Here is a 25,776-nt window from a genome sequence, read left to right on the forward strand (position 1 = left end):
TCCTTCTGGCGCAGCGAGCCGGAGCCCAGGCCACGCGCGGGACGTGTAGTATCTGCATGCCGCTGAGCGCGCTCGTCTACCCTGCGAAAGGTCACACCGTGTCACGCTTCATCGACCAGCAGGCCGATGACGCGACCCACACCGACGAGGGCGGACTGACCAGTCTGGCGCAGACGGACGGCATCAGAGCGACCGGCGCGACAGCTATGCGCAGGCGAAGCCGGTGGAGCCGCGCCTGGGCCCCACTGATGCTGGCGGTGCTCGCGTTCGCGGTCTCGATGACCGTGGTACTGCGCCATTCGCCAGAGTTCTCGCCGATCGACGAGTACATGTACTACGACGCGCTCTATCAGTTTGAAGAGCATGGCATGGTGCGCGTCGGTGATCGGACCACCCCCGAGGCGCGGCACCGCATCGGGTGCACCGGCGTCATCTATCAAGGAAAATTTGGTCCAGAATGTCGCGGGTTCTTCGAAAAGCGGTCTCAGCTGCCCTTCGGCGGCAAGACCACCGCCGACGCCTATACGCCCCTCTACATCGCCAGCGCGTACTACGGCGCGAAGCTCTTCCAGTGGCTGGGCGTGGATGACCTGCTGACCGCCGCCCGAATGACCTCGCCCTTCTGGCTCGCGGCCGGAATGCTGGTGTTTTTCGCGCTGTTACGACAGTTTCAGGTGCGCGACGGCACAATCATCGCTCTCGGCGCGACTTATGTCGGTGTGCCACTGGCGTGGTGGAACACGACCTTCCTCACGACTGACGCGCCTGGCTTCCTCGCGGGTTCTGCCGTTCTGCTCACGGCCCATCTCGCCGCGACTCGCAAGGCTAGCCCATGGTGGTTCGTCGTCATTGCAGCGCTCGCTGTGGGTCTTAAGGTGACCCACCTGCTCGCAGTCGGTCTGGCGATCGCGTACCTGCTCACGATGTTCGTACTTCGGCAGTCTCCCGAAACCCGCCGACTGCTGCTGCGCCCTCAATCATGGCGCAGAGCGACCGACAAGTGGCTTGCAGGGTTTGCAGTGGGCGCCGGACTGATCGCAGTACTTGTGCAGCTGGTGTGGTTGCGCATTCGTACCGCGAACGCCGTAGGGGACGTTCCGCCTGTCATCAAGGCGAAGTTCGGCCTGGGTGAGCTCTTACTGCAGTCGATGAACTTTCTCAGCAATTCCCTGAGCTGGAATGTGCCGCCCGGTGTGATCTACCCAATGCCGGCATACTTGTGGTTCCCGATCGCTTCGCTGTTCATCCTGACGATCGCTGGTCTGGTCCTCGGATTCCTGCCGCGCCCAGTTTCGGTCAATGAGCGTGCGATGACCTGGTGCATCGTCGGTTCTACTGTCCTCGCGGCCCCATTGTTGGCCACCGCTCTCTACGCAACCCAGGGCTGGTACTTTTCCATTCCGGGCCGCTATGCCCTACCACTCATCCCAGCATTCCTTCTACTGATCGGGATCACCTTCCGTCAGGCCAGAGCCATGAAGCTGCTCGGCATATATGCGGCGATCCTGATCGCGTGGACCATCGGGTACACGTTCGTCCCCGGGCACTACTAATGAGCACGACGATCGAGAACGAACCTATCCGCCGCGAGTCGTCTCGGCGTCGACCAGTCTGGTCGATGCTCTGGGCGCCGATGGTGCTCGTCATTGCCTCGTTCGCGTGGGCGCTGCCCTTGATCACGTCCCATAGTCAGGCGTTCTCGCCGGTAGACGAGTGGGTCTACTACGACTACCTGGCGAAGATTCCGGAACAGGGAATCGTACGTCAAGGTGAGCCACTGAGCGAGGAGTCGCTACGGCTGATGTCGTGTACCGGGGTGCAGGTATATGGGCCGATGGGCTCGCGCTGCCATGCCAGCCAACTGGACCCGAGCAAGTACCCGTTCAAGGGCATCACGACGGCTGACGCCTACACGCCGCTCTACTTCTGGACGACCTGGGTCGGCGCCAAAGCGACGAACGCCTTGGGTGTCGAGAGCATGCTGGTCGCAGCTCGGCTCACGAGTGCGATCTGGTTGGCGGTCACGATGGTCCTCTTCTATGCCTTGCTACGCACCGTGCGCGCAAACAACGTGCTCATCGTCGGCCTCGGCTTGTGTTTCATCGGTTCCCCGGCCGCGTTCTGGACCTACTCCTTCGTAAGCACGGATGCTCCGAGCCTGGCCTTTGGCTGCGCGATCCTGCTCGCCGCGCGGCTACAGGTGCTCCGTCGAATCAGTCCGTGGTGGCTGATCGCCCTTTCGGTGCTGGGCACCCTGTTCAAGGTGACCAACATCCTCGCCGTCCTGTGCGCCGCTGCGTACCTGCTCGTCTATTGGATCCTCGGTGTCGAGAAGGACAGTCGCTGGTCGGTCCTTCGGCAGCCCCGAAGCTGGCGACATACCGGCGACTGGCGACTGGCACGCACGGCGCTTTACGCGACCGGGGCATCGATTGTTGCTCAAGGCATGTGGCTGCTTGTCCGCAGGTTGCTGGCAGTGGGCCCCATAGCCCCTCAAGATTTCGACGGTAGCTTCGGAATCGATGCACTCGGGCATCAGCTAATCAACTTCATCAACGGCACCCTCGTATCCAATGTCCTTATCGTTGGCCAGTCCGACCTGGGATACCCGTTGCCGGACTACCTGGGGCGGCCGTTGACGTGGATCGCGCTGATTGGAGTGTTCGGGATCCTGTTTACCAAGGCACCCTTGCACGGGGCACGGGACTACGACGCACTACGCTGGTCGATCGCGCCCAGCGCAGTGCTTCTCGCACCGCTGCTGGCTACCGCACTCTTCCTCACGCAGGGCTTCTTCTTTCACTTTCCAAGTCGCTACGGGCTGGCTCTGGCGGCGTCCTTCCTGCTGATGTTCGCGATGCTGCTGCGTGAGAAGCGGTACGTCAACTGGTTGGTCTTGCTCTACGGGTTGGCGCTGGTCGTATGGGGCTTGCGGTACTCGACCCTGCCCACGTCCGTGTGACCCAATGATCGAGTGGCGTACGCGACGCGAGTAGCATGAGGTCGATCTTGAACCAAGGGAGCTCGATGGCGGAATCGGCAGCGCAGCATCGCGCTGCGCGGCTCTCTGGCCTCCCCATGAAGCGGGTCGGTGGCGGCTCGCGCTCCGGTAGCCACATCCGTCGCCGGATCAGAGAGATCTTGGGCCAGCGCGAACTTCTCGGGTTGCTGGTGAAGCGCGAGCTGAAGGCCCGCTACAAGGACAGTTCGCTGGGAATCCTATGGAGTCTGGTCCGGCCGATCGCTCAGTTCCTCGTGTACTACTTCGCTATCGGTCAGGTGCTCGGGGTGGCGCGCGCGATTCCGAACTTCGCCGTATACGTGTTCGTCGGACTCTCCACCTGGTCACTGTTCACCGAGATCATCAACAACGCCACAACATCGATCACGGGCAATGCCGGACTCATCAAGAAGGTGTTCGTGCCCCGTGAGATCTTTCCGCTCGCGGCCGTCGGCGGCGCTCTCTACAACTATGCGGTGCAGCTGATCGTGCTGTTCATCGCGATGATCGTGACCAGCTCGGTCCCGCTAAGCACCGATATCTGGTATGCGGCACTAGCTTTCGTCCTCATCGTCGTCTATGCGTCCGCGATCGGGCTGTTCCTTGCAGCGGTCAATGTGTATATGCGCGATATGGAGCACCTCATCGAGGTGACACTGATCGTGCTGTTCTGGGTCTCCCCGATCGTCTACGCATTCCATTTCGTTCACGAGCGCGTCGGCGGGACAATCTGGGAGACCATCTATGTGGCCAACCCAATTACCCTCGGCATCCTCGGAATGCAGAAGGGGCTGTGGATCGACGGCTCACGTAACGGATCAGAGACGACCAACTTTCCAGATCATCTCGCCATGCAGATGTCGATCGCACTGATCGTCGGTCTCACCCTGCTATATCTGGCCGAGCGCGTGTTCTCGCGCCTTCAGGCCAACTTTGCTCAGGAACTATAGGGCGATGAGTGGATCACCTGCAGTAGTCCGGCTTGAGAACGTCTCGAAACGGTTCGTCCTGCGCAAGGACAAGAGCCTGAAGGAGCAGCTGGTCAACTTCGGCCGCAGCCGCCGGCACCGGGACGAGTTCTGGGCGCTACGAGACCTGGATCTCACCATCGACGCCGGCAGCACAGTCGGCCTTATCGGACACAACGGCTCAGGCAAGAGCACCCTGTTAAAGGTGATGGGCGGCATCATCGAGCCGACCACCGGCTCGGTGTATCGACGGGGTCGCATCGCCGCTCTCCTCGAGCTCGGGGCAGGCTTCCACCCGGACCTCACGGGTCGTGAGAATGTCTTCCTGAACGCGGCCATCCTCGGCCTCACGCGGACCGAGACAGCCAAGCACTTCGATGAGATCGTCGCGTTCTCCGGTGTCGAGGAGTTCATCGATACGCAGGTCAAGTTCTATTCATCCGGAATGTACGTGCGGCTCGCATTCGCGGTAGCAGTCCACGTCGACCCGGACCTGCTGCTGGTTGACGAGGTACTAGCGGTCGGTGACGAACCATTCCAACGCAAGTGCATGGACAAGGTTGCCGAGTTTCAGCGAGAGGGCCGGACGATCATCCTCGTCAGTCATGCCGCCGACCAGGTCGGCCGGCTGTGCGACCGAACGCTCTTACTCGATCATGGCGACCTGGTTCACGACGGCGATCCTTCTGAGGGCCTGCGGCGGTTGCGCCTAGGCTTTCAGGAGGCTCGACTTGCCGAGATCGACCGACAGCGCGCGGCTCGTCAGCTTCGCGAAGGGTCGCCAACCCAGATCGAAGCAGCGATCATCCACGATGTCGGCTTCAGGCCAAGCCAGACTGTCGCGGATCTGGTCACCGACGGATCGAGTCTGGCATTCACGCTGGACTGCGAGTTCTTTGATCCGAGACATGCGTATGACGTGGGCATCGGCATCGAGACCGCCACCGGAAGCCGGGTGTATCAGGTCGCCGCGAGCGACTTCGACGAACAAGTGCGCATCACCGAATCGAGCCGCATCAACGTATCCTTCACGATCCCGTCTCATCACCTCGGAGGCGGACACTACGTGGTTAGTGCGGCCATCGCCCGCGACGGCGGCGAGGTCGTCGCCGGGCTCAATCCGGCGCTGTGGTTCGAGGTCGAAGGGTCCGGCAGAGGCAGCGGCGTCATCGACATGCATCCTGACTTGTCCATTCGGCCGAGGCCTCAGACACCCGACTGATGATGCCGCACGGCGCCTGCCATTACCCGGATTCGTGGCTATCCCGGTGCGCGGCGCGGCGGGACGACTCCAATGATCGCGATCGGACGCGTTCAAGGTCGCTCAGCGCCACCGCAGCACTGCGGCGAACCGCCTGCCATTTGGTGATCACGAAAACTGGGTTGAAGACTATCCAGTACACCTTGCGCAAGGGTGAGTAGTCGCGGTCGCGGACCGTGTCGACGAACCCATGCACGATGTCGCGCAGCACGAGCCGACTGGTCTGCGCCGCCGACAATGCCGGCACCTCGAAGCCGATATGACGAACGCCTATCGTCTCATCGAACGTGCGCTTGGCAAGCTCAGACCGGGTGAGGTCGTTCGAGTGCTCCACCGCCCCTCTTCCCGCGTACGCCTTGGCGAAGCCGGCCTGGAGAACGTCTTTCCCGAATAGCTGATCCTCGGCATACTCCACCTCGCGGTACGGGATCGGGCCGAGCAGCAACGCTCGCTCAGTCGCGGAGTTCACGTCAGAGTAGAACGACGGCACGTCCATCCCGGTGCTGATCACGCGGTCGGTGCCGCAGTAGATGGTCACGCCGTCGGCAGACCCCTGCGCCGAAAACACCGCCCGGATCTCGCGCTTGAGCAATGGGAAGCACCCTGCCCGCGGCTCCTGCCGTCCGACGACCGCCTTGACCTCCGGAATACGCCGCATGGGCTCAAGCATTTCGTGAAGCCAGCGGTCTCCGATCGGGATTGCGTCCTGCGTCAGATAGACGACATAGGTCCCAGCGGCCAACCGAGCCGCCAGGTTGCGGGTGGCACCGTGCTGGAACCGGGAGTTCGGAATCTCGTGCAGTCGGACGCCGGGAAACTGGGCGATGATCCGTAGGGTCTGATCGGTCGATCCCGAGTCGAGCACGAGAGTCTCGAACGGTTCGTCCAGGCGTTGCGCAACGACAGCCTCGAGCACTCTCCTTAGGTGGCGGGCGCCGTTGAAGGTCAGAACTACGACCGTCGCGAGCGGTGCACCGGCCGGTTCATCCATCACAGCGTTGCAACTCCACCCAGGTGCGTTCGATACCTTCACGGAGCGGTGTCAGCCTGACAGGCCCGAAGTCGTCGAGGTATCTCCGGGTATCCAGGACGACATGGTCGACGAACGTCGCCGGCACCGGCACCTCGACCGGTGTGAAGTCGATGCCGGTCACGTGGCGAATGCTATCGAAGACCTCGTTCACCGAGTAGCCGCGACCACTTCCGATGTTGTAGGTGCTCCCCTGCGCAGGCCGGTCGACCATCCGGGCTATCAGCTGAACAGCGTCATCTACCAGGATGTAGTCGCGCACCATCGAGCCGTCCCCGATCCGAGTGACTTGTTCCCCGTGCGTGAGTGCTCGGAGGACGATCGGAATGAGCCCCTGCTTGTGACGTGGGTTCTGGCGAGTTCCGTACGGGTTCGAGATGCGCAGCGCGGTCGACTCAAGACCGTGACGCACCCGGAAATAGCCCAGGTAGTTCTCGATCGCCAGCTTGGCAATGCCATACGGCGAGATCGGCCGGGTCGGCGCACTCTCGGTGAGCCGCTCCTGGGTACTCGGCCCATAGATTGCACCACCGGTCGACGAGAAGTAAACGTGTCTGATGCCCCGCGCAACGCATCGTTCAAGCAGTCGCACGGTCTGGATGATGTTCGTCTTGATGTCGGTAGCCGGATCGCCATCTGCCGTCGCCGGCGTCGTCGTCGACAGAAAGTGGAACACGTCATCGATGCCTGACAGCGCCGCATCCAACTGTTCGATGTCCATGAAGTCGCCTTGAACCCGGCGAACACCCGCGGCTCGGTACTGCGGCGGCACGCGAAAAGCATCGAAGACGGAGACTTGATGTCCTCGTGCCGACAAAGCGTCGACCAGGTGCGAGCCGATGAAGCCGTTGCCTCCGATGATGAGGGCCTCACTCATACATCGCTCGCTCGAGCGCCCGCACGAACTGGGTACCTGAATGCTGCCAGTTCAGGCCGTTGACCGATTCAGAGATGGTCTTGGCGTGCTGTGCGGAGTCCTCCCGCTCCACCAGCGACACCAGTTCTCTGGCAATCGCACGCGGCGACGCGTCGACATAATGAATGTGGGGGTTATCGGTCACCATCGCGTTGTTATCCCCGGCGTTGACCACCGGAACAACACCGGCTGCCATCAACTCGAGGGGCAGCAAGGACATGTTGGTCAACGACAGCACGAGTCCGGCCGCGCACTGGTTATAGACCTCGTTGAGTTGCTCGATGTCCAGGTCGCTGTGATTGACGTACTCGAACGGGAGGTCGTAGGTCGATACGTCCCACCCCGCCAGGTTGATCTGGACATCGGGCCGCATGGCGGCAAACTCGGCCAGCACCGCGACGCCGAACTCGAACGCGCGTCGGGCGGTGACCGGACGGGCGTAGAAGAAGATCGCGTCCCGCCGTCCGGTGTTGGTCAGGGAGTAGTGCCGCTGGTCAGCTGCGAAGTCGAAGTAATCGGTTTCCATACCGAAGTCGTCGCGAAGCTTCTGGGCAAGCCAGCGGCCGGCGGTGATGCCGTGGAACCCAAAGCGGTAGGTGTTCTCCGCTAGCAGGTAGTCACTGCCCACCGGGTAGAACATCGGCTCGAAGTCTTGGACGAAGTAGAAACGTCGTGCGCGGCTGCGATCCAGGTAGGCAGCATACGCCGTCTCCCAGCCCGTGGCGAATATGGCGTGAGTGTCGCCATCCACACCGCGCGCCGGATCGTAGTATTCGACGCTCGCCACCGTCCGCGAATAGCTCGAGCTCATGGCCAACAGCTCGCGAACCCGCTCCAGCTCGGAAGGCTTGGGACGCTCCGAGCGCAAATAGATCCGCGCCGTGTGGCCCGCGGCCTCGAGGAAGGAGATGAACCGGACGATGTTCTGGTGCCCACCGCTGCTCTTGCCCGGCGGGGACATGATCCACGCTGTGTTCAACGTCGTACCTGACGGAACCGGCGGGGCATCGGCAAAGTGTGGCGAAGTGGTCCAGTCGACCGAACGAGCCTCCTCGATCGACACGAGGAGGCTCGCTTGACGCAAGCCGCGCCTCAGGAAGGGCGTCTTCTCTACAACGAGTGCCGCGGCCGCGAGTGCACCATCCTCCCGGTAGACACGTCGGCCCGTGCGCCACATCGTCTGCAGCCGATTGACCGAGACCACTCACCCTCCCATGTTCGATGGCACGGCAACCACGACTGCCGATCCACGCGATTATAGAACCGGGGTCCGCGACCCTTCGCAGTCACGCCGCCCAGCGCGGCCGCGCGGCCCGTGGACGGATCAGCGTTCGCTCCGTAAGTGGGTCAGCCGAACCACTTGCGGGCGACCCAGCCGCCGGTGGACCCGTAGTTGATCCAGACGTACCCGTTGGTCTCGGTGCTCGAGGCGTTCACCTTGGTGCCGACAGAGACGTCGGGCCATATCCGCGCAAAGCCGGGACCAGGACCGAGGTAGACGGGTATGCCGCTGGTTATGGCGGTCAATTGCCGCGTCGTCGGCGGGTTGTAGGAAATCCAGGACCGTGAGATCCAGCCACTTGAGCCATCGCCCAGCTGCACGTGCAAATAGCCGTTCACCGCGGTGGTCGACAGCGATAGGTTTGTGTGGGCGTCCACGGTCCGCCAGTGCGCATAACCGGGCCCGGGGCCGAGGTAGACGGGTACTCCGCCGGTATTCGTGACTCCAGGCACGACCGGCCCCGCAGGTGGACTCTCCAACCACTGCTGGGGAACCCACCCACCACTGTTTCCGAACTGAATCCGAATGAAGCCGTTCTGTGGCGCGGACATCCCGGCCACCGCCGTGCTGGCAGCGAGCGCGCCCGCGTAGTAATAGCCGGTGCCGGGCCCCAGGTACACGGGCACGCCGCCGGTGTTGGTGCGGTAGGACTTCTGCGCGGGAGGGTTGCTCACGGTCCACTGAGCCGGGATCCACGCGCCACTCGAGCCGTACCACACATGCATCATGCCGTCGACGAGGTCATCGTCGGCGTACAGTGGGACATTCGCACCATAGGTACCCAGAAGCGTCGCGCTGGTACTCGGATCGGAGTAGGCCGGAACACCCCCGGTATTGGTGTATATGAGCTCGTCTGGGGGCGGGTTTGTCCTGGCCCAGGTATTCGTCCATTGCTTCGGGATCCAGCCGCCGTGCTTGCCGTAGACGATGTGCACATAGCCCTCGAGTTCAACGCCGGCGTAGACTGCCTGGCCCGCTGGGAGCAGTCCAAGCCGTTGGAATCCTGAGTCCGGGCCAAAGTACACCGGGATGTTGTTGGTATTCGTGTAGAGAGTGCGCGAAGGTGTCGGGTTCGCCGCGAGCCACCGGGCGCTCACCCAGCCGCCGGACGAACCGTACACGATCCGCACGAGACCGTTGATCGTCTCCGGCCCGGCTTTCACCACGGTGCCCTGGGAAATGGTGCCGATGACCGGCGAGGTCCATGATGCCGACGACAACACCATGATCCCACTGGTATTGGCGACGAATTCTCGTGTCGGCGTAGGTTGTCCCGTTGGTGCGGCGGACGCGGGGATTGACGAGGTCACCCATTGCTTCGGGATCCAGCCGCCGTATGTGCCGTACCGGATATGGATGTAACCGTTGCGTTCGATGTCGTCGGCGTACACGATGTTGTTCACGGCGATGGTTCCGAGCTGATTCCAGCCCGGCGCCAGATAGACAGGGATTCCACTGGTCGTGGTGTAGAAGGCCCGCGTGACTCCGGGTGCTGCCGACAGCCAGTCCGTCTGAACCCAGCGATATGCGCCCAAGTAGGCGACCTTGGTGTAGCCGTTCGAAGTCTCGTTCATGGCGAGCACCTCGGTCCAGGCGTTGAGCTGGCCGGCTACCGACGCCCCACTCCAGGGGTTGTTCAGCACCGGCACGCCGCCGGTGTTGGTGACCATCTTGCGGTCGTACACGAGGTTGTACTGGCTCGTCAGCTCCGCTGCCCGACCGCGGATCCAGGACAGCGTGGGGTATCCATAGCGGCCCGGGCAGACGGTGTTGCCGACGTCTCGGTGGCCGAAGATGGTGGGTAGCGCGACCGTCGTTCCATCTTTGAACTTCGCGGTAGTGCCACCTCCGCCGTACTGGGTGAGGCTCGTCGTGCCGGTCGGGCTAACCCCGTGCAGTCCAAACTTCCACGCGATCAGCTGGGCAACCTTCTCCTGCACCACGCCCGGGACACTAACCAGGTCATAGTTGCCGAGCATGGACACGCCAAAGGTCTCCCGATTGAACCCGCCGGCGTGGGCGCCTACAACGGGTTTGTCGAGGCCTCCTGCGCGTCCCTCCCAGGCGCGACCGAACTTGTCGACGACGACGTTGTAGCCGATGTCTCCCCAACCGAGCGTGACCGCCTGATAGTGGTAGATGGAGCGCATCAGCCTCGGAACATCGGACGCCGAGTAGTTGTTGCCGTCCGCGCTGTGATGGAGCGTGGCCGCCTTTATCGTGGACATGTACTGCGGCGTCCACTTCATCTTCGACTCGTCAGCGCCCCATTGCGCCCGACTGTAGACCTCCGGCTTTGGGACCGCAGCGCCCGCACTACTGGTGGGGGCAGCAGTTTCGGCGTTGGCGTCCTGAGCGACCTGCTTTGGGTCGATCAGCGTGAGTGTGACGTCGCTGATTCAGTGTCAGGGGCGACCGTCACGGCTACTGAATCGGCCTGACTTTCGTTCCTATCGGGAGCCTTGTCCGGCAGGTGCCGGATTGGCGGATTCGAGGTCAGCGTAATACGCCTGTTCGACCTCGGCGGGGGTGCACATGTCGAGCTCGCCGTGGAGCCGCTGGTTGTTCCACCACCACACCCACTCGAGCGTCGCGAGCTCGACCTGCTCGACCGTCCGCCAGGGCCCTTGCTGACGGATCAGCTCGGTCTTGTAGAGGTTGTTCACCGCCTCGGCCATCGCGTTGTCGAAGCTGTCGCCGACCGTTCCCGTGGAGGGGACTGCGCCGAGTTCGACGATCCGGTCGGTGTAGACCATCGCGGTGTAGTTCGACCCGTGATCCGCGTGATGGATCAGCCCGTCGAGGCGGCCGCCGACGTTCCAGGCGGCCATGTCGAGGGCCTGCATCGGAAGGATCTCCGACCGCAGCGTCGACGCAACGTTCCACCCGACGATGCGCCTCGAGTAGACGTCCGTGACGAACGCGACGTAGGCGAACCCGGACCACGTCGCGACGTAGGTCACGTCGCAGACCCAGAGCCGCCGCGGTGCTGGCGCCGTGAACCGGCGGTTCACGAGATCGCTCGGCAGCACTGTGGTCTTGTCGGCGCGGGTGGTGAACACCCTCTTCGACTTACGGACGCCGCGAACACCGGCGAGGCGCATGAGGCGTTCGGTCTGATCCCGGCCGATCTCCCACCCCTGCCGACGCATCAGCGCGTGCATCTTCCGGCGCCCGTAGACGCCGTAGTTCTCCGCATGCAACCTGGCGACCTCCGGGATGAGGAGTTCGTCCTTCAACTGCCGGGCCGACGGCGCGCGACCGACCGCAGCGCGATAGCCGCGCGCGGTGAGGAAGCCCTGCACTGCCGGGCGCAGCACCCGGCAGACGAGCTCGACCCCGAAACGATCCCGGTACTCGTTGATGAACCGGATCATCTCGGTCAGGGGCGGTCGAGCTCCTTCGCGAAAAACACGCTCGCAGCCTTGAGGATCTCATTCGCCTTGCGCAGCTCGGCATTCTCCTTCTGCAGCCGCTTGATCTCAGCCGCCGCATCCGACGTCAGCCCCGGCTTCACGCCTGCGTCGACCTCGTAACGGCGCTGCCAGATCCGCAGCGTCTCCGGACTCATCCCCAGCAGCCCAGCGACGTGACGGACCGCGCTCATCATGTTCGGGTGCGACGGCCGCGTCTCCGCGAGCATCCGCAACGCCCGCTCACGCATCTCCGGCGAGTACTTCCTGTTCATCGTGTTCCATCCTTGCTTGAAGAACGGAACGAAAGTCAGGCCGATTCACTACCTCGACACCGGCCGAATTACCAAACCAGTAAGGGTCAGAGCCCTGCCGAATGCTCGCCCCCGCATCGGGGGTGACATCTCGGTTCACCTGAAGCTCGGTCCAGGGGCTCCACTCCCCCGAAGCCGCGTCCTTCACGCGAATCTGCAGCGCGATCCCGTTGACCGGCGCATCTCCTAGCCAAGAGATGCCGACGCTGGCGAAGCCTTCGGTCTGCGTCGGATCGAGCACGAGGGTCTGGGCGCCTTCGGGCAGCGCCATCGGCTCGCCGGGTGCCAGCTCATCACTGGGCGCGGGGGCGGGATTGGTGGGATCGGACGGCGAGGCCGGTCCGGCGCTCGGTGACGAGGCGGCGGGATCCGATGGCGATGCGGCGGTGTCGGACGGGACAGTCGGCCCGCTCGACGGGTTGGAAGGCATCGCCGGATCACTGGTGGTCGGTTCTCCAGACGCGCCTTCGCCAGGCTCGCCGGATGGCCCACCTGATGAGCTGGGCGCTTCTGCGGTCGCGGCCGGGGCGGGGCTCTCGTCCGCGGGGACGACGCTGACATCGTCGGCCGGATCTTCGGCCTCACCCAGTGGAATCTCTTGGACGGACGGGGTAATCGGTTCGGGCTCCTCTGCGAGACCTCCGGTAACCGGACCGATGATGATTAACCCACTCAAGGCCAGCGCAGACGCAAAAAGCGTGAGGAGCCTGTTCGGCAACCGCGTGTGGATCAGGGAATCGTCACTCGTGACGGGTAGCATCAGAACGACCTTGTCGATGAGGGGGAGTCGTGAACCACTGTGACGGTGGTGGCTGCTGAGAAACAAGAGTTTCACCAGAACTCACATCGCCGCTACGGCCTTAGTTATCGAACTGTTATCTTCTCGGTTCGTTTAGGGATATGGGTCGCCGAGCATCATCGACGGCGTTCGGGTCGCGCTATCGTCGATTCCAGTCGAATTCGACGTCACGGACGCGGGCGCTTCAGACGGCGTGGTGCCGCCTCCGTCGTCGCCGGCATCGAACAGGGTGGCGAGTGCGATCAGCACCGCGAGGGCCAGCAGGCCGAGCCCCGCTGCGCGCACATTCCTACCCCGGCGACCGTCCCTGCCACGATCCGCGGCATGTCCGTTGAGGAACTCACTCACCGCTACTCCTGACGCGTCCGACAGCGAACTCAACGGTAGTCGACACGCCGACGGCCTGTCGCGGCCCGGACCAGCGTTGACGGAATGCGCTGGCTTCTCGGAGACCGAATCACGAGTACGACTCGGCCTGCTGGCCCCAGAATGTGCTCCCGTGCAAGCTTGGTGGCGCCATACACGCTCGTCGGGAGGGGTTGAACGACGCGCGAGTCAAACGGCAACGGCATCAGCCCCGGGAAGTCCCATAGCCCACCATCGAGCATCGTCCGGGACCGCTGGCAGACCGGGATAGTTGACCTCGCCGCCAGCGCCTTGCCAGGCCCCTTCGCCGTACACCGCCCTGCTCGACGGCAGCAGGATCCGCGCTGGGCGGTGGGCGTGGCGAGTAAAGGAATCCAGCACCACCGCGGTGCCGACGACATTAACCTGCGAATGGCGAGCCGCCTCCGTGAGCAACTGCCCAGTCCCGGTCTCTGCGGCAAGGTGAACGACGGTGTCCGGCTCGAAGCGGGACAGCACGGAGTCCCAGAGGCTGAGTCGGTGATATCGGCGACCACGAGTTCAACTCGGTCATCGAGGTCTCAGGGGCGCTGGCCGAGACCGTGCACCTGTGGGTGAAGAGAGTCGAGCGCGATGACGCGGTCGAAGCGATCCGCTAGCCGCCTCGAGAGCACGCATCCGAGAACCCCGCCCCGCCAGTAACCAAGCAGGTCGCCACTCCGCTCCTCCTGCTCGGCACACAGCCGAGTCGTCACTGGACAGGATCAGCTCAGGAATCGGCGCGTCCCGAGGCCGAGCGTCGCAAACGAGACCGCACCCCCTTGGCTCGCTCGCGGACCTGGTCGGCACGGTCGGCGATCGCCCAACGGGTGACCCGCAGCAGCGACTCGCTCATGATGTCCCCGCTCATCTTGGACTCGCCTCGCTCCCGCTCGACGAAGTCGATTGGGACCTCGATGACGTTCAGCCCAGCCTGGACTGCGCGACGCGACAAGTCAGTCTGGAAGCAGTAGCCTGCCGATTCGACGTCCTCGAGCCCGATGGTGCGCAGCGCGTCGGTGCGATACGCACGGAACCCCGCGGTGACATCCCGCAGCCCCAGGCCGAGGACGAGGCGGATGTAGGCGTTGCCGCCGCGCGAGAGCAGCTCCCGTGATCGCGGCCAGTTGGCGATGGAGCCACCGGGTACCCATCGTGAGCCGATCACGGCGTCCGCACTTCCTATCGCACCGAGCAGGCGCCCGAGCTGCTCGGGCTGGTGGGAGCCGTCGGCGTCCATCTCCACGACGATGTCGTAGCCGCGGTCCATCGCCCAGCGAAAACCCGCGATGTACGCGACGCCGAGGCCCTCTTTGCCCTGACGATGGAGCACGTGCACCTGGTCGTCGGTCGACGCGAGCTCATCGGCGATACGTCCCGTGCCGTCGGGTGAGTTGTCGTCGACGATCAGGACGTCGACACCGGGCTCGACGGCGCGCAGCCTACCGACGACGTCTTGAATGTTCTCGGCCTCGTTGTACGTAGGGATGATCACGACGCAGCGGTCGTAGGTGACACTGTTCAAGCGAAGCGCTCCTGACAGTCCACATGGGTCCCCGGTCGCGAGGACCTGGACCAGGCTACCCAGGGGGTGCCGACGGCGCGCGCCGAACCCGCCTATTGGGCCCGCCCAACCGCGCCTCGTTACGGAGCCGAGACGTGCGGGAGCTCCTCCGGAGCCGGCGGCTCCCCGCGGCGCCGCAGCCGTAGCTCGAGGATCAGCATGCCGGTCAGCCCGGACAACAACACGACGGCGCCGATCCACGCCCGATTCTGCCCGCCGCGCCGACCGGCGCCCCTGGTGGCTAGGTTGGTGGGCAGCCCGACCGACGCATCGAGGAGTACCGCATGGCGATCGCCGTCCACGTCCCGGACGACACCTGGCGGATGCCGCTGACCGTCCGCTACTACGAGGCCGACCAGCAGAACGTCGTCTTCCACGGGTGGTACCTGAACTACTTCGACGAGGCATTCACGGCGTACGCCGAGGCGATCGGCTACAGCATCCAGCGCGCGCACGCCGATGGCGCGGACTGGATGGTCGTGCACAGCGAGATCGAGTGGCACGGCTCGCTGCGCTGGCCGGACGCCGCCGAGATCGCCGTCTCCGCCGTACACGTCGGCAACTCGTCGATGACGATCGACTTCGCCGCGCTCCGCGACGGCGAGGCGGTCTGCTCGGCGCGCAATGTGTACGTGATGGTCGACGCCGAGGAGTACACGCGCATCGAGGTGCCCCAGGCCCTGCGCGAGGCGCTGGGCCGTGGGCAGTCGCTGCGCCGTCCCCGCGCCGGCCGCTGACCACCCGCAGTGGGTTGCGCCTCGCTATCGTCTCTTGCGGTGGGCTACGCCTCGCTATAGCGAGTCAGAACGTCCCGCAGGTGGGTTGCGCTTCTTGCGCATCACCCGATCGGTCTCGACCACGAGGAACACGACCAGGGCCGAGCCGGCGAGGATCAGCAGCAGCTGCCACCACGTGACGCCGTCCTCACCCTCGGCGCTCGCCGTGGTCGACTCGCCTGATCCGCCGCTCGACGCCGAACCGGCATCGCCCTCGCCGCCCGCATCGCCGACGGTGAAGGTCAGCGTGCCGTCGATCGGGTGCCCGTCGGCGGACACGACCTGATAGCCGATCGCCCACTTGCCCTCCGCCCCGCCGTCGACGACCTCGGCCAGCGGACCGCTCGCGCCGTCGATCACGACCGTCGGGCCGTCTACGACGCCCTCGACCTGCACTGGGTCGTTGTCACCGACCAGTACCCCCACCGTGGCGGTCTGGCCCTGCAGCGGCTCGTTGAAGGTCAGGGTGATGGACTCGGGCGGGGCGTCGAGCTGAGCACCGCTCTCGGGGTTGCTCGACTCGAGCTCCGAGTGCGCAGACGTCGGACCGGCGGCCATCAGCAGCGCCGCCAGCGCCACGATCATGAGTCCTATGAGCCTGCGCGTCACGTGAAGATCCCCTCGCCGAGCACTTGACCCTGGTGGCATCCGGGCAGGATAGCGAACACCGCCGAGCCGACGGGCGTCGTCCACTCGTTCAGCAGGTCGGCGTCGGCCAGCCGCTGCTGCACCGGCACGTACTGCTCGGCGATGCTGGCCTGGTAGGCGAGGAAGATCAACCCCATGTCGGTGCCGCCGGCGCCCGAATCGTCATAGCTGAACGGACGCCGCAACATCTGGGCACCGGGTGAGTCCGCCTTTGCAAGCCGGACGTGCGCGCCAGAACGGATCACCGGCAGTCCGGTCTTGTCGATCGCGTCCAGGTCCGGGACGTCGGACTCCTTGCTGCCGGTCAGTGGAGAACCGTCGTGGAGCCGGCGGCCGATCACCGCCTCCATGGCGGCCGGGTCCAGCTCATCCCAGCTGTCCATCTCCATCCGGATCCGGCGTACGACGAGCGTGGTGCCGCCCGCCCAGGATCCACCGTCGATCCAGACGGAGGAGTCGAACTCCTCGCTGCCGCCCTTCGGGTTCACCGTGCCGTCGACCTGCCCGAACAGGTTGCGCGGCGTGTGCTCCCCGGGGTCGCGCTCCAGGAAGCCGCGCTGGGTCCAGCGAACCGTCGCGAAGCTCCGCAGATCCTTGCTGAGCATCCGTAGGGCGTGCGCCACCCGCAGCGAGTCGTCCCCAGCGATCAGCAGCATCAGGTCTCCGCCGCAGTACGCCGGGTCGAGCTGGTCGATGCTCGGAAACGCAGGCAGATCGGCGAAGCCGGGCGGTCCCGCGATGCCGTACCGCTGCAGCAGAGCAGGGCCGACGCCCACCGTGACCGTGAGCCGCGCGGGGTTCTCGGCGAGCATCGGCGCCGTGTCACCCAGCGCCGGATGCCCCTGGGTGATGCGCTCGAGATCGTCGGTGATCAACCCCAGCGCCGCGACGAACCGCTGCTGGTCGATCTCCGGGCGTACGTCGTACGACGCGGCCACGCACTGCGACTGCGGCGCGGTCTCGATACCGGCCTGGTGCGCACCGTGAAAGGTAACCATCCCCGGCCGCTCGGCTGCCGGATCACTCGCGCGACGCGACGGCTCGGCCAGGGGCTCTGCCACCGCCAGACCGGCCCCGAGGCCGGCGCCGCCCGCGGCCAGCGCGGTGCCCCCGAGCACCGCGCCGAGGAAGCCGCGTCGTGCGAGCGGGGTGTCAGCCGCCATGGGCGCTCGACGTGGGCTCGGCGGCGTCCTCGCCCGCAGGGCTGCTCATGTCGCCCTCGTGCGCGGGGGAGCTCATGTCCGGGGCGTGGGTGTCGTGGTCGCCGTTCCCCGCGCCGGCCGAGGGCTCACCGTGGTAGCTCTCGTTCGCGCCGGCAAAGTCCTTGGCGACCGCTTCGAACTCGATCACGTCGCCGTTGTCGAGGGTCAGGGTGATCTGGTGCTTCTCGCCGGCAACGACGTCCTCCTGGAGGTTCATCACCATGATGTGGTAGCCGCCTGGCTCGAGTTGGAGGGTGCCGTTCGGAGAGATGCTCAGACCGTCCTGGGTCTCCTGCATGATCATCTCGCCGTCCTGCTCGATCATCTCGTGTAGCTCGGTCTCATCGGACATGTCCGTGGTGGCGGAGGTGATCTGGACGTCCTCCGCGGTGAGGTTCTGCAAGGTCACGAACACCGCCGTCATCTGATCGGCAGCGGTCGCAGCCTTCACCCACGCGTCGGAGGCCTCAACGGCCTCGGTCGGGGCGGCGTCCGACTGGCTGTTCGATTCGCTGTTGGAGTCGCCGCTCGAGCATCCGCCGACGGCGAGCAGGGCGAGGGTGGCGAGCGCGGCGGCGCTCCGGCGGAAGCGGAGGGTCATCAACGCAGGTGCCTTTCGGTGTTCGTGACGGGACACAGGGGTAGTCCCCACCACCCGGTGGGAAGTTCCCGGTCCCGGGAGTTCATCCCGGCCCCACCGACCAAACGGGCACCGCGCGATAAGGTCAGCGGCGTGGAACGCCGAGCCAGGGCGTGGACGATCGTCGCCGCGGTCCGGGCGCGCCACCCGCTCGCCGTACGGCGCTGAACGAGGAGCAGGCATGAGCCGTGAGCATCCCCGCGGACGGCGGCCGCTGGAGGTCGCCGACCGGCTGCGCCAGCGGATCAGCGAGCTACGCGCCGACGCGCACGCCGAGATCGACGATCACTTCGACGCCTCCGTGCACGGCGAGCCGATTCCCCGCACGGTTCGGCTTGCTGCCGGCTGGTCCGCCCGGTTCATCGTGGTGGTCGGCGGCATCCTGCTGCTGCTCTGGCTGCTGAACGCTCTGGCGATCGTCGTCGTCCCCATCGTCGTCTCGCTCCTGGTCGCCGCGCTACTCACCCCGATGTCGCGATGGCTGCGCAGCATCGGAGCGCCGGCCCCCCTCGCCACGATCGTCTCGTTCATCACGGGCATCGTGTTCACCTTCGGGCTGATCGCGCTGATCGTCCGCGAGTTCATCGTCAACTACGACACGATCTACGACACGGTGCGGACCGGCCTGGTGCAGGGTGCGGAGTGGCTCGCGAAGGGCCCGTTGAAGATCGACCAGGCACAGCTGCAGCAGACCATCGACGAGACGCTGCAGAAGATGCAGCGTGACCCCTCCGACATCCTCACCACGTCGCTGACCGTCATCTCGACGACCGGCAGCATCGTCGCCTCGGTCCTGCTGTCGATGTTCATCATCTTCTTCTTCCTCAGCGACGGGCACGCGATCTGGACCTGGCTGTGCCGGCTGTTCCCCCGCACGGCGCGCTGGAAGGTCAATCGCGCCGGACGCCGGTCGTGGGAGGTGCTGGTCACCTACATGAACGTGACGCTGATCGTCGCGCTGATCGTCGGCGTCGCGACCTGGGCCGCCTGCCTGATCGCCGGCGTCCCCCTCGCGCTGTCGGCGGGGCTGATCGCGTTCCTGTTCGCTTTCATCCCGACACTGGGTGGCCTGATCTCCTCCCTGGTGGTGATCGCGCTGACCCTCATCTCCACCAACCTGACGACCGCGATCGTGATGGCGATCGTGATGATCGTGATCCAGACCGTCCAGGGCAACTTCATCTACCCGGTGCTGATGAACCGTCAGCTGAAGGTGCATCCGCTGGCCTCGCTGATCCTCGTCGTCCTCGGGGCAGTCGTCGGCGGCATCTTCGGCGCGCTGATCGCCGTCCCACTCGCCGCGGTCATCAACACCGCGATCATCGATCTGTTCCGAGCGAGCCGCGGTCTGCCCGAGAGCCCGGAGCCGTCCGAGCTCGGTCCGGACGTGGAGGAGGAGCTCGACGATCCGACCCTGCGCGACCCGACCGCCTCGGACCCGATGGAGGCGGGCGGCCGGTCCGATGGCGCCGAGTCCGATGGGCTCGCCGATCTCGCCGACCCGACCGAGCCGTCCAGCGACCCGACCCAGCCCGAGATCGACAGCTTCGGGCCGGAACCGCCGGGCACGCACCCGGCCGACCAGCGGGACCGGGGCTAGGAAGTGCAGCTCACCATCGTCGGAGGCGGCGGGTTCCGGACGCCGCTGGTCTACCAGGAGCTCATCGCCGACCCGCGGCGGCTGATCGACCGCGTCGTCCTCGTCGACACCTCACCGGATCGCCTGGAGGTCATCGCGGCAGTGCTCCAGGGACAGGCCGCCAACGCCTCGTGGGCTCCCCGGGTGGTCCTCGCCGACGATCTACGGGCGGGGCTGCGCGGCGCGGACTTCGTGTTCACCGCCGTCCGCCCCGGCGGGTTGGAGGGCCGCGTACACGATGAGAACATCCCGCTGGCGCACGGGGTCCTCGGCCAGGAGACGGTCGGCATCGGAGGAATCCTCTACGGGCTGCGTTCGTTGCCGGCCATGCGGGAGATCGGCGCGGCCGTCGCCCAGGTTGCGCCGTCCGCCTGGCTGATCAACTTCACCAACCCCGCAGGGATGGTGACCGAGCTGCTGCAGTCGGTGCTGCCCGGGCGGGTCGTCGGCATCTGCGACTCGCCCGCCGCGCTGGTGCGAAGAGCCTGCCGGGCACTGGCGGTGGACGAACGGGACGCCGACTACGACTACGTCGGCCTGAACCACCTCGGCTGGCTACGGTCGCTTCGTGTCGATGGCGCCGACCGGCTCCCGGAGCTGTTGGCGGACGACGCGCTGCTGGCGGCCTTCGAGGAGGGCGAGCTGTTCGGCGGTGATCTGCTGCGCGCGCTCGGCACGCTCCCCAACGAATACCTACACTATTTCTATTTCGCGGATGACGTGCTGGATTCCTTGCGGAGTAGCACATCCCGCGCCTCCTTCTTGCGTGAGCAGCAGTCGCGCTTCTACCGCGAGGCCATCGCCGCCGCCAGCCCGCGCGACCTCTGGGAGCGAGTGGTCGCCGAGCGCAACCGCACCTACATGGCGGTGTCCCGCGATGCTGCTGGCGCCGGTGAGCGCGACGAGGCGGACGTCGAGGGCGGCGGGTACGAGCGCATCGCGCTCGCGGTCATGCGGTCGATCGCGGTGGACGCCGGTGAACGTCTCATCCTCGACGTGCCGAACGCGGGCACGCTGCCCGATCTGGACGATGACGCCGTTATCGAGATGCCCTGCACGGTGCGAGCCGGCGGATTGACTCCGCTGCCGGTCGCGCCGCTCTCCGACCACGAGGCCGGGCTCATGCGCCAGATCAAGGCCGTGGAACGGTGGACCATCGAGGCCGCGCTCACCGGATCCCGCGACGCCCTGCACGCCGCGATCGCAACTCATCCGCTGACCGGGTCCTTTCCCCGCGCCGTACGGATCGTCGACGAGTGGCTCCAGCACTTCCCCGACGTCACCCTCACCTGACCTGCGGTGGGTTACGCCTCGCTATAGCGAGGTAAAACGTACCGCAGGCGGGTGTCACTAGTGCTGGGATCCTCATTACGCTAGACGGCGTTGGACGGCAGCCCACAGGGATGCCTGGCCAGATCGGTCGAGCGAGGTGCTGTCGCCAGGGACCTGGGGCTGATCGCTCTGCTGAATGGAGCTTCGATGCGCATCCCTCGCACACTCGCCCTCATCCTCGCCGGCGGCAAGGGCTCCCGGCTCAGCTCGCTCACTGACGAACGGGTGAAGCCGGTGCTGCCCGTCGGCGGTACCTACCGGCTGATCGACGTCTCGCTGTCGAACCTGGCGCACAGCCACATCTCGGACGTCGGCGTGATCGAGCAGTACCTCCCGCACAGCCTGAACGACTACCTGGCGAACGGCCGGCCATGGGACCTCGATCGCAGCCACGGGGGGTTGAAGATCCTTCCTCCGTTCACGGGCGGGGACGGCGAGGGATTCGCGCAGGGCAACACCGACTCGATCTACCGTCAGCGCGACTACATCGCAGCGCACCCCTCGGACTATGTGCTGGTGCTCAGCGCCGATCACCTGTACACAGTGAACTACCTCGACGTCATCAACACCCACCAGCGCACCCAGGCCGACCTGACGATCGTCACCACGGAGATCAACGAGTCCGCGACCCGCTACGGCGTTGTCGGGGTCGATAACTCGGGCCGGGTCTCGTCGTTCGACTACAAACCGGATCAGCCCAACGGCTCGCTGGTAGCGACCGAGGTGTTCCTCTATACGACCGAGGTGCTGCTCGAGACTCTCGATACGCTCATCGCTGCCCAGGGGCAGCTCGAGGACTACGGCAACGACCTCGTCCCGTACTTCGTCGAGCATCACACCGTCATGGAGCACCGGCATCACGGATACTGGCTCGACCTCGGCACCCTCCAGTCGTACTGGACTGCCAACCTGCAGCTGCTCGACGGGGACGGCGCCACCCTGGACGACCCCGACTGGCCGATCTACTCGGCGATGCCGCAGCTGTCCCCGGCCCGGATCGTGGCGGGCTCGAAGGTCGCCGACTCGATGATCAGCGCGGGCGCCTGCGTCGAGGGCACCGTGCAGCACTCGGTCATCGGCCCGCGCGTCGTCATCGAGGCAGGTGCGACCGTCACGGACTCGGTCGTGCTGGACGGCGCCCGCATCGGCTCCGGCGTCCAGCTGGTCAACTGCATCGTCGGCCATGACGCCGAGGTGCGCGGCGGCTCGGTGCGCGGATCGGCCGACGCCGTGACGCTGATCGGGCCCGACGGCAACATCGACGAGCGGGAGAGCTTCGACTACGACGCCGTACTACCAGAGGGCTTCGGCCGCTCCTGAGGCGACCGAAGCCCTATCGGTCCAGTACGCCTGCGGCGCTCATCGACGAGCAAGTGAACCGACCGGCGCTCCGGGCCGCGTTCGTGGCAGAACCTAGGCGCGGTCGGCGCGCTGCGCCGTTGCCTGCTCGGCTGGACGGTCGGCCATCGCGTAGAGCCCGAACGCGGCGATCAGGAACAGGAACCCGACGACTACGTGCACCCACTTCTGGCCCATCTCGGCCAGTCCGATCTGCAGCAGCGCCATGACCGGCAGCGAGATCGCGTGGTAGAGCGTCCCGGTGCGGCCGGTCTCCTTGCTGGCCTTCCACGCGAAGAACACGACGATGAGCGAGACGACGAACGTGGCGTACCCGATGTAGCCGTGGATCGTCTGGATTCCTTCGCTGCCGCCGAGCACGGTGCCACCGAGAGCGGCCTGGGCCAACGCGAACACCGCCACGATCATGGCCGCGGTGCGGAGATTGCGAACGGCAGGGGTCACTTGTGGAGTAGTAGGTGGCATGCCGGTCAGTTTACGTGGGCCACGCCGCGATGGTCCGGACTACGCACAGCGCCACACCCGGTCGTACGGCGCGCTAGCTCGTCACGGAGAGTCATGGGCGCAGCTCACGAGTCACCTGTGCAGGCTCGCGACGAATCCGGCCGCCGCGTCGACGATCGTCCTGGCGGCGCCGGTGGGGTCACTCCGTCGTCCCGGCTGCAGTGAGTGACCCGCCGCAGGAATCTCGACCAGGGTTCGTGTGCCGGCGTTGTCCTGCACCGTCTCACTCAGCTCGCGGGCCGTGCCGAACGGGTCCTTCTCGCCCTGGATCACCAGCGCCGGCAGCTCGACGCCGGCCAGCTCGTCACGACGCGACTTCTCCGGCTTCCCGGGCGGGTGCAGCGGAAAGGCCAGCGCGATCACTCCGGCCGCGGGCTCGGCAGCGCACCGGCACGCGACCCGCGCCCCGGCCGATCGACCACCGACCACCAGCGGGAGTCCACGCCACCTCCGAGCCGTGGCGTCCAGGGCGGCACGCCATCCGGCATCGAGGGTCCTCGGTGCCCCGGCGACCTTGCGTCCCGCCACCAGCCACGGCTGCTCGAAGCGGACGACGGCGATGCCGCGCTCGGGAAGCCGTTCGGCGAGTGCCCGCAGGTTGAACTGGTCGATGCCGCCGCCGGCGCCGTGGCCGAGCAGCAGGACGGCGTCCGGCGTACGCGGGGCGTCGATGACCAGCCGTCCGGGCCCGGCGTCGGTCGGGACGTCGATCGTGTGGGTCACGAGCCGTGAGCGTAACCCAGGTCTCACCGCAGCCGTCGCGGCGTCTCGAGAAAGATTGCTTGACCTATTGCGCACCTACTCGTACACGTGTACGATGTAGATATCGGAGAGGAGGCCGCGATGGAGAACCAGCAGCATCCCGATCAACCTGTGTCCACCTTCGTGGTCGACCCCGACACGGCGACCGCGACGACCGACCCCGCTCCACCCACGGACGCCGTTGCTGATCGCGACGCTGTGACCGCGGTGGCTGACGAGTCCGACTGGGCTGTGGCGGCGGCTGGGTCGCCGGGTGATGCGGAGCGGTTGTGGCTGGCCAGTGATTCCGCGCAGGAGCTCGATCATGATCTCGACGAGGCGTTCGCCCTGCTGCAGCAGGGTTATGAGCGACTCCTGACGATCGGTGAAGCCGGTGAGCTGGGGGCGCTGGGTCCGGATCGGTTGATCGCGATGGCGCGGCGCCTGGAAGCGCACCGCACCCGCCTGATCATGGTCGACTCATATGTCGTGGAGGCCGCGACCGAAGACCGCCTGAACGACCACGTCTGCACGAGGACGATCCCCCTCGCCCTCGCTCAGGTGCTGCACATCAGCAAGGGCGAGGCGAACGCGCGCGTGAAGCGGGCCGAGCAGTTGTTGCCGCAGAACGGGTTCAGCAGCGGCATCACCCCGCCGCGCCTCTCGCTGCTCGCGGACGCGGTCCGCGATGGGCAGGGTGTCTCGACCGACCAGGTCGATGTGATCAGCAAAGCGATGAAACGCGTCCACGACAACGGCGACCTCGGCAACGAGAAGCGCGAGCTCGCTGAACAGCTACTGGTGCGGCACGCGGCCGGTCTGACGCACGCCGAGCTGCAGACCACTGCGGCGGCGGTCGAGCAGGCAGTGAATCCGGACGGCGCGGTGCCGAGTGAGCATGTCGCGCAGGCGCGCCGCGGCGTCACCATCGGACCACTCGGGCGGGACGGCACCCACAAGCTCACCGGATTCCTCACGCGGGAGCTGAAAGCCCTATTCGACGCCGCCATCGGACCCCTCGCCGCACCCCAACCCGCCGACGACCAGGCCGGGGCGGATGACCGCACCGCGGCGCAACGCACCCACGACGCACTCCACGACGCCTGCCAGCGCCTGCTCGACCTCGCCGGCGTCCCCGCCTCGGGCGGCACCGCCGCCACCGTGCACATCACCATCGACCTCGACCGCCTCGTGGAAGCCCTCGCCCGGCTGCGGGACGACCACGCTGGGTGGTCCGCGCAGCGGGCCGCCGGGCAGATTGCCGGTGGCGACCAGTTGACGATCACCGAGGTCATGCGGCTGGCGCGCGACGCCACCTTGATCCCGGTATGGATCAGCAAGACCAACGGGATCGTGGCCTATGGCCGCGAGCGGCGCACCGCATCCCCGTCCCAGACCCACGCCCTGATCGCGCGAGATCAGGGCTGCAGCTTCCCCGGGTGCGAGGTGCCGCCGGACTGGTGCCAACGGCACCACGTGGTGCCGTGGTGGGCCGGCGGACAGACCGACCTCGACAACCTCACCCTCGTGTGCGGCTACCACCACCGCGAATTCGACAAACGCGGCTGGGCCGTCGACATCGTGAACGGGATACCGGTCTGGACCCCACCCGCCTGGCTCGACCCCCAACGGCGACCCCAGGTCAACGCCCGCATCGCGACCCCCGGCCAGGACGAGATCCAGCACCTCGCTGGCCTCGTGCAACAGGCCCACCGCGAACAGCGAGCCCGCGCCGACCGAGAACGGGACCGCGGCGGCGGGGGCCCGCCCGGCCACCCGGCCGACCCATTCGGGCCGCCCGGGGAGGCGGGGGCACTAATCGATCTCATCGACCCGGCGGACGACATCGACGAGCTCATCCAGCTCATCGCCGCCCACATCCCCACCGCGCATCGCGACGCCTTCTACACCGATGCCGCGACACTCATGCGTGACCACCTCGGAGCGGCCACGCCCTGCTGAACCAGCCACCCCGGCGTCCAGCCCATGACCGATTCTGGGCG

23 protein-coding genes and 1 pseudogene are annotated in these 25,776 nt (G+C 65.9%); 9 read left to right on the forward strand and 15 right to left on the reverse strand.

Annotation, left to right across the window (positions count from 1 at the left end; genetic code table 11):
• Positions 1 to 56: 56 nt before the first annotated feature.
• From DAA40_RS07670 to DAA40_RS07685, 4 genes are all read left to right on the forward strand, one after another.
• Positions 57 to 1,553: a hypothetical protein gene (locus tag DAA40_RS07670; RefSeq protein ID WP_106849016.1), complete on the forward strand. Its 1,497-nt coding sequence runs from the start codon at positions 57 to 59 to the stop codon at positions 1,551 to 1,553.
• Complete coding sequence (locus DAA40_RS07675; RefSeq protein WP_106849017.1) at positions 1,553 to 2,962, forward strand: glycosyltransferase family 39 protein; 1,410 nt, start codon at positions 1,553 to 1,555, stop codon at positions 2,960 to 2,962. The genes DAA40_RS07670 and DAA40_RS07675 overlap by 1 nt, the downstream gene beginning before the upstream one ends.
• A gap of 65 nt (positions 2,963 to 3,027) precedes the next feature.
• Positions 3,028 to 3,951, forward strand: a complete 924-nt coding sequence (locus DAA40_RS07680) for an ABC transporter permease (protein ID WP_106849018.1) — start codon at positions 3,028 to 3,030, stop codon at positions 3,949 to 3,951.
• 4 nt (positions 3,952 to 3,955) lie between these two features.
• Positions 3,956 to 5,191 (forward strand): ABC transporter ATP-binding protein, encoded by a 1,236-nt coding sequence (locus tag DAA40_RS07685; RefSeq protein ID WP_106849019.1) that lies wholly within the window; start codon positions 3,956 to 3,958, stop codon positions 5,189 to 5,191.
• A 22-nt stretch (positions 5,192 to 5,213) separates the two neighbouring features.
• Here DAA40_RS07685 and DAA40_RS07690 read toward each other — a convergent pair whose 3' ends face one another.
• The 10 genes and pseudogenes from DAA40_RS07690 to DAA40_RS16650 form a co-directional block, all read right to left on the reverse strand.
• Positions 5,214 to 6,221, reverse strand: a complete 1,008-nt coding sequence (locus DAA40_RS07690) for a glycosyltransferase family A protein (protein ID WP_106849020.1) — start codon at positions 6,219 to 6,221, stop codon at positions 5,214 to 5,216.
• Complete coding sequence (locus DAA40_RS07695; protein WP_106849021.1) at positions 6,214 to 7,137, reverse strand: NAD-dependent epimerase/dehydratase family protein; 924 nt, start codon at positions 7,135 to 7,137, stop codon at positions 6,214 to 6,216. The genes DAA40_RS07690 and DAA40_RS07695 overlap by 8 nt, the downstream gene beginning before the upstream one ends.
• Positions 7,130 to 8,380, reverse strand: coding sequence for a glycosyl transferase (locus DAA40_RS07700; RefSeq protein WP_106849022.1), 1,251 nt, complete (start codon positions 8,378 to 8,380; stop codon positions 7,130 to 7,132). Before DAA40_RS07700 ends, DAA40_RS07695 begins: the two co-directional genes overlap by 8 nt.
• Positions 8,381 to 8,523: 143 nt before the next feature.
• The gene (locus tag DAA40_RS07705) at positions 8,524 to 10,707 is read right to left on the reverse strand and encodes an N-acetylmuramoyl-L-alanine amidase (RefSeq protein WP_234356270.1); all 2,184 of its coding nucleotides are present in this window, start codon (positions 10,705 to 10,707) and stop codon (positions 8,524 to 8,526) included.
• A gap of 201 nt (positions 10,708 to 10,908) precedes the next feature.
• A protein-coding gene (locus DAA40_RS07710) for an IS3 family transposase (RefSeq protein WP_106849024.1) occupies positions 10,909 to 12,146 on the reverse strand; the annotation gives its coding sequence in 2 pieces (ribosomal slippage) (positions 10,909 to 11,861 and positions 11,861 to 12,146; 1,239 coding nt in all).
• Positions 12,115 to 13,020: a hypothetical protein gene (locus DAA40_RS16155; RefSeq protein ID WP_158716305.1), complete on the reverse strand. Its 906-nt coding sequence runs from the start codon at positions 13,018 to 13,020 to the stop codon at positions 12,115 to 12,117. The genes DAA40_RS07710 and DAA40_RS16155 overlap by 32 nt, the downstream gene beginning before the upstream one ends.
• Positions 13,021 to 13,077: 57 nt before the next feature.
• Entirely contained in the window at positions 13,078 to 13,332 is a 255-nt protein-coding gene (locus DAA40_RS07715; protein WP_158716306.1) for a hypothetical protein, read from the reverse strand.
• Positions 13,333 to 13,539: 207 nt separating this feature from the next.
• A pseudogene (locus DAA40_RS16975) lies at positions 13,540 to 13,851 on the reverse strand (GDP-mannose 4,6-dehydratase); the annotation flags it as partial.
• Between the two features lie 247 nt (positions 13,852 to 14,098).
• Positions 14,099 to 14,893 carry a polyprenol monophosphomannose synthase gene (locus DAA40_RS16645; RefSeq protein ID WP_234356271.1) on the reverse strand — a complete coding sequence of 265 codons (795 nt, stop codon included), beginning with the start codon at positions 14,891 to 14,893 and terminating at the stop codon, positions 14,099 to 14,101.
• Positions 14,894 to 15,012: 119 nt separating this feature from the next.
• Positions 15,013 to 15,234 (reverse strand): hypothetical protein, encoded by a 222-nt coding sequence (locus DAA40_RS16650; RefSeq protein ID WP_234356272.1) that lies wholly within the window; start codon positions 15,232 to 15,234, stop codon positions 15,013 to 15,015.
• On the opposite strand from DAA40_RS16650, the gene DAA40_RS07730 reads away from it, so the two are divergent.
• On the forward strand, positions 15,217 to 15,669 hold the full coding sequence (locus DAA40_RS07730) for a thioesterase family protein (RefSeq protein WP_106849026.1): 453 nt from the start codon (positions 15,217 to 15,219) through the stop codon (positions 15,667 to 15,669). The two genes, DAA40_RS16650 and DAA40_RS07730, sit on opposite strands and share 18 nt — an antisense overlap.
• 54 nt (positions 15,670 to 15,723) lie before the next feature.
• On the opposite strand, the gene DAA40_RS07735 is transcribed toward DAA40_RS07730, so the two are convergent.
• From DAA40_RS07735 to DAA40_RS07745, 3 genes are read right to left on the reverse strand one after another with little or no spacing between them, the layout of a single operon-like run.
• Entirely contained in the window at positions 15,724 to 16,317 is a 594-nt protein-coding gene (locus DAA40_RS07735) for a copper resistance CopC family protein (protein ID WP_158716308.1), read from the reverse strand.
• Complete coding sequence (locus DAA40_RS07740) at positions 16,314 to 17,519, reverse strand: Dyp-type peroxidase (RefSeq protein ID WP_106849028.1); 1,206 nt, start codon at positions 17,517 to 17,519, stop codon at positions 16,314 to 16,316. The genes DAA40_RS07735 and DAA40_RS07740 overlap by 4 nt, the downstream gene beginning before the upstream one ends.
• Positions 17,509 to 18,159, reverse strand: coding sequence for a copper chaperone PCu(A)C (locus DAA40_RS07745; protein ID WP_106849029.1), 651 nt, complete (start codon positions 18,157 to 18,159; stop codon positions 17,509 to 17,511). Before DAA40_RS07745 ends, DAA40_RS07740 begins: the two co-directional genes overlap by 11 nt.
• Before the next feature lie 220 nt (positions 18,160 to 18,379).
• Here DAA40_RS07745 and DAA40_RS07750 point away from each other — a divergent pair, with 220 nt between their 5' ends.
• From DAA40_RS07750 to DAA40_RS07760, 3 genes are all read left to right on the forward strand, one after another.
• The gene (locus DAA40_RS07750; RefSeq protein WP_106849030.1) at positions 18,380 to 19,798 is read left to right on the forward strand and encodes an AI-2E family transporter; all 1,419 of its coding nucleotides are present in this window, start codon (positions 18,380 to 18,382) and stop codon (positions 19,796 to 19,798) included.
• A 3-nt stretch (positions 19,799 to 19,801) separates the two neighbouring features.
• Positions 19,802 to 21,130 carry a 6-phospho-beta-glucosidase gene (locus DAA40_RS07755; protein WP_106849031.1) on the forward strand — a complete coding sequence of 443 codons (1,329 nt, stop codon included), beginning with the start codon at positions 19,802 to 19,804 and terminating at the stop codon, positions 21,128 to 21,130.
• A 186-nt stretch (positions 21,131 to 21,316) separates the two neighbouring features.
• Positions 21,317 to 22,489: a glucose-1-phosphate adenylyltransferase family protein gene (locus DAA40_RS07760; RefSeq protein ID WP_106849032.1), complete on the forward strand. Its 1,173-nt coding sequence runs from the start codon at positions 21,317 to 21,319 to the stop codon at positions 22,487 to 22,489.
• Between the two features lie 93 nt (positions 22,490 to 22,582).
• Here the strand turns inward: DAA40_RS07760 and DAA40_RS07765 are convergent, their stop codons facing one another.
• Both DAA40_RS07765 and DAA40_RS07770 read right to left on the reverse strand, forming a co-directional pair.
• On the reverse strand, positions 22,583 to 22,972 hold the full coding sequence (locus tag DAA40_RS07765) for a hypothetical protein (protein ID WP_158716309.1): 390 nt from the start codon (positions 22,970 to 22,972) through the stop codon (positions 22,583 to 22,585).
• A gap of 132 nt (positions 22,973 to 23,104) precedes the next feature.
• Positions 23,105 to 23,755 (reverse strand): alpha/beta family hydrolase, encoded by a 651-nt coding sequence (locus DAA40_RS07770; protein ID WP_106849034.1) that lies wholly within the window; start codon positions 23,753 to 23,755, stop codon positions 23,105 to 23,107.
• A gap of 120 nt (positions 23,756 to 23,875) precedes the next feature.
• Between DAA40_RS07770 and DAA40_RS07775 the strand changes: the two genes are divergently transcribed.
• Positions 23,876 to 25,735: an HNH endonuclease signature motif containing protein gene (locus tag DAA40_RS07775; RefSeq protein ID WP_106849035.1), complete on the forward strand. Its 1,860-nt coding sequence runs from the start codon at positions 23,876 to 23,878 to the stop codon at positions 25,733 to 25,735.
• The last annotated feature ends 41 nt before the right edge of the window (positions 25,736 to 25,776 follow it).

Source organism: Blastococcus sp. Marseille-P5729 (assembly GCF_900292035.1).
GTDB lineage: Bacteria > Actinomycetota > Actinomycetes > Mycobacteriales > Antricoccaceae > Cumulibacter.

What these genes read in the sequence shown, in the direction of transcription:
- DAA40_RS07745 (WP_106849029.1), bottom strand. Translation starts at nt 18,159, where the DNA reads ATGACCCTCCGCTTCCGCCGGAGCGCCGCCGCGCTCGCCACCCTCGCC.
- DAA40_RS07675 (WP_106849017.1), top strand. Translation starts at nt 1,553, where the DNA reads ATGAGCACGACGATCGAGAACGAACCTATCCGCCGCGAGTCGTCTCGG.
- DAA40_RS07740 (WP_106849028.1), bottom strand. Translation starts at nt 17,519, where the DNA reads ATGGCGGCTGACACCCCGCTCGCACGACGCGGCTTCCTCGGCGCGGTG.
- DAA40_RS07730 (WP_106849026.1), top strand. Translation starts at nt 15,217, where the DNA reads ATGGCGATCGCCGTCCACGTCCCGGACGACACCTGGCGGATGCCGCTG.
- DAA40_RS07705 (WP_234356270.1), bottom strand. Translation starts at nt 10,707, where the DNA reads ATGAAGTGGACGCCGCAGTACATGTCCACGATAAAGGCGGCCACGCTC.
- DAA40_RS07750 (WP_106849030.1), top strand. Translation starts at nt 18,380, where the DNA reads ATGAGCCGTGAGCATCCCCGCGGACGGCGGCCGCTGGAGGTCGCCGAC.
- DAA40_RS07775 (WP_106849035.1), top strand. Translation starts at nt 23,876, where the DNA reads ATGGAGAACCAGCAGCATCCCGATCAACCTGTGTCCACCTTCGTGGTC.
- DAA40_RS07690 (WP_106849020.1), bottom strand. Translation starts at nt 6,221, where the DNA reads ATGGATGAACCGGCCGGTGCACCGCTCGCGACGGTCGTAGTTCTGACC.
- DAA40_RS07680 (WP_106849018.1), top strand. Translation starts at nt 3,028, where the DNA reads ATGGCGGAATCGGCAGCGCAGCATCGCGCTGCGCGGCTCTCTGGCCTC.
- DAA40_RS07685 (WP_106849019.1), top strand. Translation starts at nt 3,956, where the DNA reads ATGAGTGGATCACCTGCAGTAGTCCGGCTTGAGAACGTCTCGAAACGG.
- DAA40_RS07670 (WP_106849016.1), top strand. Translation starts at nt 57, where the DNA reads ATGCCGCTGAGCGCGCTCGTCTACCCTGCGAAAGGTCACACCGTGTCA.
- DAA40_RS07760 (WP_106849032.1), top strand. Translation starts at nt 21,317, where the DNA reads ATGCGCATCCCTCGCACACTCGCCCTCATCCTCGCCGGCGGCAAGGGC.
- DAA40_RS07695 (WP_106849021.1), bottom strand. Translation starts at nt 7,137, where the DNA reads ATGAGTGAGGCCCTCATCATCGGAGGCAACGGCTTCATCGGCTCGCAC.